At 62.9% G+C, this 7,468-nt stretch carries 7 protein-coding genes; all 7 read right to left on the reverse strand.

Going from position 1 to position 7,468, the window contains the following annotated elements; genetic code table 11:
• Nucleotides 1-26 precede the first annotated feature (26 nt).
• Nucleotides 27-1,138, reverse strand: a protein-coding gene (locus ASC46_RS20450; RefSeq protein ID WP_096335404.1) for an IS3 family transposase whose coding sequence is annotated in 2 segments (ribosomal slippage) — nucleotides 27-883 and nucleotides 883-1,138 — 1,113 coding nt in all. Because the reading frame shifts where the segments join, the coding sequence is not laid out codon by codon here.
• Nucleotides 1,139-1,198: 60 nt separating this feature from the next.
• Nucleotides 1,199-1,597 (reverse strand): hypothetical protein, encoded by a 399-nt coding sequence (locus ASC46_RS20460; protein WP_055461124.1) that lies wholly within the window; start codon nucleotides 1,595-1,597, stop codon nucleotides 1,199-1,201.
• Nucleotides 1,584-2,360, reverse strand: coding sequence for a Hachiman antiphage defense system protein HamA (locus ASC46_RS20465; RefSeq protein WP_055461125.1), 777 nt, complete (start codon nucleotides 2,358-2,360; stop codon nucleotides 1,584-1,586). The genes ASC46_RS20460 and ASC46_RS20465 overlap by 14 nt, the downstream gene beginning before the upstream one ends.
• A 95-nt stretch (nucleotides 2,361-2,455) precedes the next feature.
• Entirely contained in the window at nucleotides 2,456-3,226 is a 771-nt protein-coding gene (locus ASC46_RS20470) for an HNH endonuclease (protein WP_055461126.1), read from the reverse strand.
• Between the two features lie 11 nt (nucleotides 3,227-3,237).
• The gene (locus tag ASC46_RS20475; RefSeq protein ID WP_055461127.1) at nucleotides 3,238-5,211 is read right to left on the reverse strand and encodes a DUF2326 domain-containing protein; all 1,974 of its coding nucleotides are present in this window, start codon (nucleotides 5,209-5,211) and stop codon (nucleotides 3,238-3,240) included.
• On the reverse strand, nucleotides 5,195-7,081 hold the full coding sequence (locus tag ASC46_RS20480) for a hypothetical protein (protein ID WP_055461128.1): 1,887 nt from the start codon (nucleotides 7,079-7,081) through the stop codon (nucleotides 5,195-5,197). Before ASC46_RS20480 ends, ASC46_RS20475 begins: the two co-directional genes overlap by 17 nt.
• Nucleotides 7,082-7,162: 81 nt before the next feature.
• Nucleotides 7,163-7,468 (reverse strand): integrase core domain-containing protein (locus tag ASC46_RS20485; protein ID WP_141659738.1); only part of this gene is annotated, 306 nt, incomplete at its 5' end.

Here is a 7,468-nt window from a genome sequence, read left to right on the forward strand (position 1 = left end):
TGACGTGCTCCCCGTTTTGTCCCCGTCTATAGGTTAGCCCTGTTCATGTTGTGGTCCGATCTGGACCGGGTTGCAAATTCGTTCGGGGTGAGCCCATCGAGGCTCGTGTGTGGGCGATTCACATTGTAGTCGATCCTCCATTCTTCGATGCTGTTGCGGGCTTGCCGGTAGCTGGTGAAGAGCCGTTCGTTGAGGCACTCATCGCGTAGCCGACCATTGAAGCTTTCCACGAAGCCGTTCTGCATCGGCTTGCCCGGCGCGATGTAGTGCCATTCGACCTGCCGATCCTCCTGCCACGCCAGGATGGCATTCGAGGTCAGCTCGGTGCCGTTGTCCGACACGATCATGCAGGGGTAGCCGCGATGCTCGGCGATGATATCGAGTTCCCGGGCGACGCGCTCGCCCGAGATCGAGTTGTCGACGACCGTGGCCAGGCACTCCCGGCTGAAGTCGTCGATGACGCACAGGATCCGGAAGCGACGACCGTCGGTCAGCGTGTCGGAGACGAAGTCGAGGCTCCAGCGCTGGTTGGCATCCTGCGGGATTGCCATCGGCGCCCTGGTGCCCAATGCCCGCTTGCGGCCGCCGCGTTTGCGCACCGTCAGCCGTTCCTCGCGATAGAGCCGGTAGAGCTTCTTGCAGTTCACCGCCACGCCTTCGCGCTTTAGGAGCAGGTGCAGCCGTCGGTAGCCGAAGCGCCGGCGCTCCGCCGCCAGTTCACGCAGCCTACTGCGCAGACCGGCATCGTCCGATCGGCTCGAACGGTAGCGGAAGACCCGCGGTTCAATGCCCACCAGCCCACAGGCGCGGCGCTGCGAGTAGCCCTTGTTCTCGATCGCCCAGGTCACGGCGTTCCTCCTCGACCCGGGCGTTAGAAGTTTTTTCCGAGCATCTCGCGCAGCGTCGAGACGTCGAGCATGGCATCGGCCAGCAGACGCTTCAGTTTGCCGTTCTCCTCCTCAAGGCTCTTCAGCCGCTTCGCCTCCGATACGTCCATGCCGCCATACTTCGAGCGCCACTTGTAGAAGGTCGCGTCACTCACACCGTATTTGCGGCAGAGCTCCATCGCCGAAAGCCCCGCCTGGTGCTCCTTCAAAATCCCGATGATCTGTTCGTCTGAAAACCTGCTGCGCCTCATTGCCTGTCTCCTCTTCGGACACAGGCTAACCTCAAAGCGAGGACAATTCAGGGGAGCACGTCACTCCTCACGCTGGCTGATGAGCGAGTAGGCCATCGCCGAATAGCCGGCAAGGTGATAGGAGGCCGCGCCCATCACGCGCCAGAAGCCGCGTTGCAGCGTTTCCGGCGAGCCGTTGCGAACGAGCGCCTCGAATGCGTTTCCCGCCTTCAGGAATCCGGGACGCCACACGCCTGTGTCGGCGCCCTGTTCACGCAAGGCAAGAGAAGCCCGGAGCAAGGAGAATCCATACTCGGACAGATCGGTGTCCAGCGTTTCCGCGAACTGCGGCGCGCCAGCGGGAAGCTCGCCTTCGCGACGGATGATCGCGCGGGCTTCACCACGGTAGAGCAGGCGTCCGCGGACATTGTCCCGCGTCGCTGTGCTGATAAAAGCTTGCAGTTCGTCAATCGTCTCCAAGGTTGCCGGCCTCTTCGTAAATCTCGGCTATGAAAGCCTGATGGCCCTCGACGTGGAACCCGGCGGAGAGGTGGTTGTGCGCCCCGTCGGCCTCTTCCAGATCGGCTTCCAGAACGGCGTCCGTGTTGTTTCCCGAGAGCGCGAACAGCCCGTGCGTGATCCGCTGCGGCGGAACAGCCCTAAGCGCTACCTCATCCCGGATTCGCCGCCCCAGGGCCTTGTCATTTTCATCATCCGATTCAAGCAAACGATCGGCGACGAACAGCAGGGATATTGTCGTCGGGCGGCCATCATTCTCGGAAAGACGCTCTCGGGCATCGGCGACGACGCCCTGCGGGACCGTGCGCCCGCTCTTGGCCTCGCCCTTGAGGAAAAGAAGCCGCTGCTCGTCATCCTCATCGATACCGACGTAATCATCTCCGCGCAGTGCCATCTCGCGACCGTCCTTGTAACGCAAGCGGCGCACGGGGATACGGAATCCAGTGTGGTGCTCAATGAATTCGGAGGCGATGATCTCGCCCAATTCTCCGGAGCGCTCGCGCGCCGTGCGCGGCAATCGTTCCCTGAGTATGGCGGACGCTCCGGGAAACCCTAGACGTTCCACATCGTCCGCGATCTGCTCGAGCTTGTCGTAGTGGGAGCGGACGCGCTCGATAAGCTCGTCCTTGATGGCCGCCCTTCCACCAGCCTTTTCGGTCAGGCCGCACAGCTTCTTTCTTTCGCCGCGGGCCGTTTCGTCGATATCGCACCAATCATCGAACATGTGGCAAGCCCCCCAGTACTACGCGAGAACTATTTATTATTATGCGAGGACGACATCGCAAACGATGCGCTAGTCTATTCTCGGGCCACGATCGTTCACTCCGGGACCAGATCGGCTCTTCGCGCGCGCTCACGGTGGCGCGCAAGCCGACGCCGATGCTCATCTGTCAGCGGAATGGGGGCGCTCCAGCGCAGTTCGGCGCGCGCTTGCTCGCTGAGACCGGACGAAAACTCCGGCCTCCCCTCGTCGTCGAACGTCACGAGTGCGCGGTCGAATGCGGCATCCCAGAGAGCCGAAAGGAGGAGGCCGTTATGCACGTCGAGCCGCTCCGCATCGGTTTCGCATTCCGCCCATGGGATGATGTGCGAGGCGCGCAGCAGGGCCGCGTCGGAGATTCCTGTCAGCGGGCAGCGCCGCCGCCAGTAGTCCATCAGGCGCTCGCGAAAGATATCCTGCCCGATCCTCTGGACGACCAGCCGTTCGGCCTCCGTCGTCTGTGGCAGGTTCGCGACCCGATGCTCGAACTCTATGAGCGGCGCGTCGGGCAGGCTGACCGCGAGTTCATAGACACGGTGCAGCACCCCATAGAGTGCGCCGAGCGTATCGAAGGCGAAACGAGCGCGGCCAGGCCCGGCCACATCGGCCGCGGGCACGCCCAGTTCCTCGATAACGCCGTGATGGTCGAGGGCGAGATACCACGGCCCTGCCGGTCCTGTTGCGGCCAGATAGATGTGGCCCTTCGCCGTGGTCGATCCGAACGTCGCCCAGCCAGCCCCTTCCCCTAGGACACGGCGAAAGCCGTTCTGCGACGCCGCTTTCTGACATTCCTCTCGGACGACAAACGATTGGGGCGCTTCGATCGTCATCGGGGCGGCGCTCAGATGTCCATTGCAAACAGGCGCCGCTCCGCCGGCGTCGAGCTCATTACGAGTCTTACGTAACGATCACCTTGCAGTTCGGACGGCGGAGCGGTCGTGGTCGTGACAATGTATTGGAAGCAAGGCGCTTCCACCTCTTCCTCCCATTGATGCACAAGGCTGAATAGGCGAGCGTAGAGCTGCCCGTCCAAATCCGCCTCACGCGGGCTGTCGTGGATAAGGAAAGCTGGTAGATTCGCGTTTTCCTCGACGGCCATATGCAGTGCGGCGAGATCGAATGCGACTATCTTGAGAGAGTCCAGGGCTGCTGTCGAAACCTCACCTCGCCCTGAGAATTCGGCATCTACTTTCAGGCCGTTCCCATCGAGCTTGATGCTGCCCTGCACTCCCTCGGGGAGCCAGGCGGCCATGACTCCTTGATATCGTTCCTCCAACGTCCTGATGGCTGATCGCGCCCGCGCGCGTCCAGCGTCCAATTGCCCGCGGACCGCTTCCAATTCCGCGGTCGCTGGAAGTGTGGGCTTAGCGGCCATCTGACCCTCGCGAAGCGACCGCACGTCATCGAGCGTGCGCCTCGCCCGATAGACACGGTCCTGCACCGCCTTGGCAGCGGCCTGAGCGGCGCGGCTAGCCGCATCGGCGGCCTTTGCTTCCGCCTCAAGCGCCTGCTTGCGGGGCTCAAGCTGTTGGATCAGGGCCTCAATGCGCTTGGCTTCCTGCTCTGCTGCGCTCGCTTCTGAGTCCAGTTCAGCGGCCTTCTTTTGCTTTTCCTCAATGGCCGCCCTAATCGCCGGCAGATCGCATCGTTCGAGCGCAATCTTGCATCCCTTTGCCTTGACCTCATCTATGCTGACCCTGCAGACGGGGCAGACCCTGATTCCTCCCTGAGAGATGTCGATCTCTCCTTGACTCGCTTCCGAGCGATATCGTTCGGCCTCACCACGCTTGAAACGCGCCTCGTTCTCCGACTCCTGACGCTTCGCTGTTAACGTCTCGTGCTCCTGATTGAGCGCCTTTTGCCGCGCGAAGATCGAGCCGACATCCGGCGGCTTCGGCAAATCGGCACGCATGGCATCGGCTAAAGCCTCTTTTGCCAGCGAGACCAGCCCCTTCTGGTCGATCGTGTCGTCGAAACCCACGTCGTCGCCGACACCCAACGCCAGCCTCACAGCCTTCAAACCATCGGCGAATCGCTCTTGCTGATAGGTCTGGCGACGGCGTTCCTCCTCGACAGCGGCCACCAATTCCCGTTCGCGGACGGCGGCGGCACGCTCTTCCGCATCCAGAGCGCGCAAGGCAAGACGAACCATGGTCAGCTTGGCTGTCTCGCCCAGAACCTGCGCGCGGGACCGGGTCTGTGTCTGTGATGACCGCCAGGCCAGAATATCGGCCAAACGGCACTCTTGGTCCCGCGTCAGCCACGCCCGCAGCACATCCCACACTTGGTTCCGGCTGATCTCTGGCGGCGTCGCTCCCGCGATCGCCGAGAAGAAGCTGGTGATGATTACGGCATCGATGGATGCTTGATCGCCATCGCGATGTCCCCGTGCGATCGCCTCTTCGATGGAATCAGCCTGAACGACGAACTCTCCACCCGGCAGCCCCAGTGGGCGAATGGCAACCCAGCACACGCCGTCGATCAGAATCTCGGCCGCGAAGAGGCCATTCGGAAGCCGCGCCATGAGGCGTGATCGCTGAGCGTCCGTCGCATAGCCGGGCTCGCCCAGGCAGGCCCGAAGCAGCCGGCAGAAGGTGGTCTTGCCGCTGCCATGGGCCAAGGCGCGGCTGCCGCTGCTCGACATGTCCGGCGTCCAGATGATGTTGAGACCAGGCTTCAGCGGCACGTTGCGGATGGGGGTCTGCAAATCGCTGAAGATGGCGAGCCTTCGGACCCACAGACGAGGCCCGGCCCGACCTTCCGGCGCCTGCGGCGGCTGGATCGCCGCGCTGAACAGATCAGCCTGAGCGGCCACTTCCGAACCTCGCCCAGATCACATTGTCTTCGGGTGCGGCCGCAGCGGCGATGCTGCCGACATCCATGCTTCGCACTGCGCGTATCGCGAAGGCGGTGCGCTCTGCATCGGCGGAAGCGGCTTGCAATCCAGCCGGACTAAAATGCCGGCCCCGCGTCCATGCCCCGTCGGCACCTTCCTCCAATTGGCCAGAGGTAAGCAGGGTATCGTGCATCGATCGCCATGCTTCGTCGATGGGCGGCCGTACTCGCGTCACGTCCTGATCGAGCTGCGCATCGGGACCAATGAGTCTGATCCATTGGTGCCGCTCACCACCTGTCAGCCGGGAAGCAAGCCTTCTCGGCTCCGCCAAGCTGGCAATGACGAAGGGCAGATTGGGACCATCGATCACCGGATCCATCAGCCAAAGCGCGTACTGGGCTGCATAGCGGAGACGATCACGAGGCTGAACGCTATCGGGCCAGGCCCAATGATTATCGGGCTTACTATCGATGTCGGAAAGAAGCTCCTCGAGCGACGGCACGTCCATCCGCTTCCAGGCCTCCAGCACCAAGCGCTCGGTGCGATATTCGCCGTAGAGGCGGATTTCCTTTTCCTTCAACACACGGAAAGTCTCTGAGGGGTAGTCAGCGCCTTTGACCTTGGCAGGGTCGAGGACGTATCGCTGCTCTTCCTCGGTCAGGCCGTACTTTTTGGCGAAGAAGGCATCGAGCTCGGCCCGCAACTGGGCGCGGCGGTCCTCGTTCCATGCAAAGGGCTGACCCGAATATCCCAGATCTTCCGCCCAGGCCTTCACTGCGTGGCTGGTGTACGTCAGCTCCAGAACGCGCGGACGGATAAAATCGAGGTCACTCTTGGAGAAGGTGGAGGGAGGCAGTGCCGCAAACTGTTTCAGATAGCTGTAGGTCAGATGTGTCCCGCCGATGGAAAGCCGAGCTATGAAATCGAACGTCAGGGACAGCCACATTGCCAAATGTCCTGCCGCGAGCTCAGCTCCCTCATTCAAGTAGAAAATGGGCATGGTGTGTCCAACACCTACCTTCGGAAACACACTCGCGATCACCGTCCGCTCATCAGTCGAGCGGCAGATGTCCCGCCATCCCATGAGCCAGCGGGGCTGTTTGGCGGCGATCAGCAGTTCCGCAAGAGCGAGCGCGTCCTTCGGCCCCTCGGCTATGAGAGTAAGATCGGATTCCCCCAGCGGCGTCTCGCGCTGCATCTCGGCGCCGGCCGCGAGTGTCTTGGGATCGAGCAGAAAGCGCTCGGGCGATCCCTTCAGCGCGCCGCGCCAATCCTGCCCGCGGCCGAGAAGACGGAAGATGTCGGCCTCTCGGGCTGGGCGTCCTTCCAAGCTAGGAACGGCTCCAACCAGCCAGGTGACGAGCGCCTTAAGAGCGGCGGCACGGGCACTCTCCTGGGCGTCGGCATCCGCCTTGCGGCGTCCCTTTCCACCGTCGCCTCGCGCCTGTCTGATGGCGCTTTTCAGGGCCGATGGCACGCGGGCCGCGCGCAGAAGGACCTCGTCTTCGGGCACCCAGTAACGCGGCGACGGCTCGAAATCGGGATTCAGCTTTTCGGCAAGCGTACAGTCGCGAGCGCCTTCCTCGTCGTCGCTGCTGCCCCCGCCGTAGGTCGCCCAGCGATGATCGAAATGGTGGATCATCTTAGCCTCGTAGAGGGGCACGCGGCGTTCGACGCCTGTCGCTGTTTCCCGCACCCAATCCGCGCCGTCGCGTTGCCAGCCGTCGGCCTCCATCTGCGCTGGCGCACTGAAGAAGCCGGAATCTCCTGACATGTGGAACATCGTCTGGAACGTGATGCCCCAGGGATTGATGTCGCCACCCTCCTCCTGCGATCGCTCCTGGATCAAGACGGGCGCGCGGGCATAGAGCTTCGCCGTCAGCTCCGCATCGGCTCGCGAGCGAAAGACAGGTGACCTGACCCCCAGCTTTCATCCAGCCGCGACCAGAGACCGGCCGTTGTTGTCGCCGTCTTCGGCAACGCTGTCTACCGGCCGCGAAGCGGCCAATATGAGCCCCGCCGCGTGCACGGCCGGGGCCTGGTAGCCGAGCGATGAGTGCGGTCGCTCGGTGTTGTAGTCGTCGGCCCAGGCGGCGATCGTCTCACGTGCCTGGTCGAGGGTCATGAACAGCGTCTCGTTCAACAGCTCGTCGCGCATGCGGCCGTTGAAGCTCTCGACGTAGCCGTTCTGCGTCGGCTTGCCCGGCGCAATGTAGTGCCACTCGATGCCGGCCTC

This window comes from Chelatococcus sambhunathii (assembly GCF_001418005.1).
GTDB classification, from domain to species: domain Bacteria; phylum Pseudomonadota; class Alphaproteobacteria; order Rhizobiales; family Beijerinckiaceae; genus Chelatococcus_A; species Chelatococcus_A sambhunathii.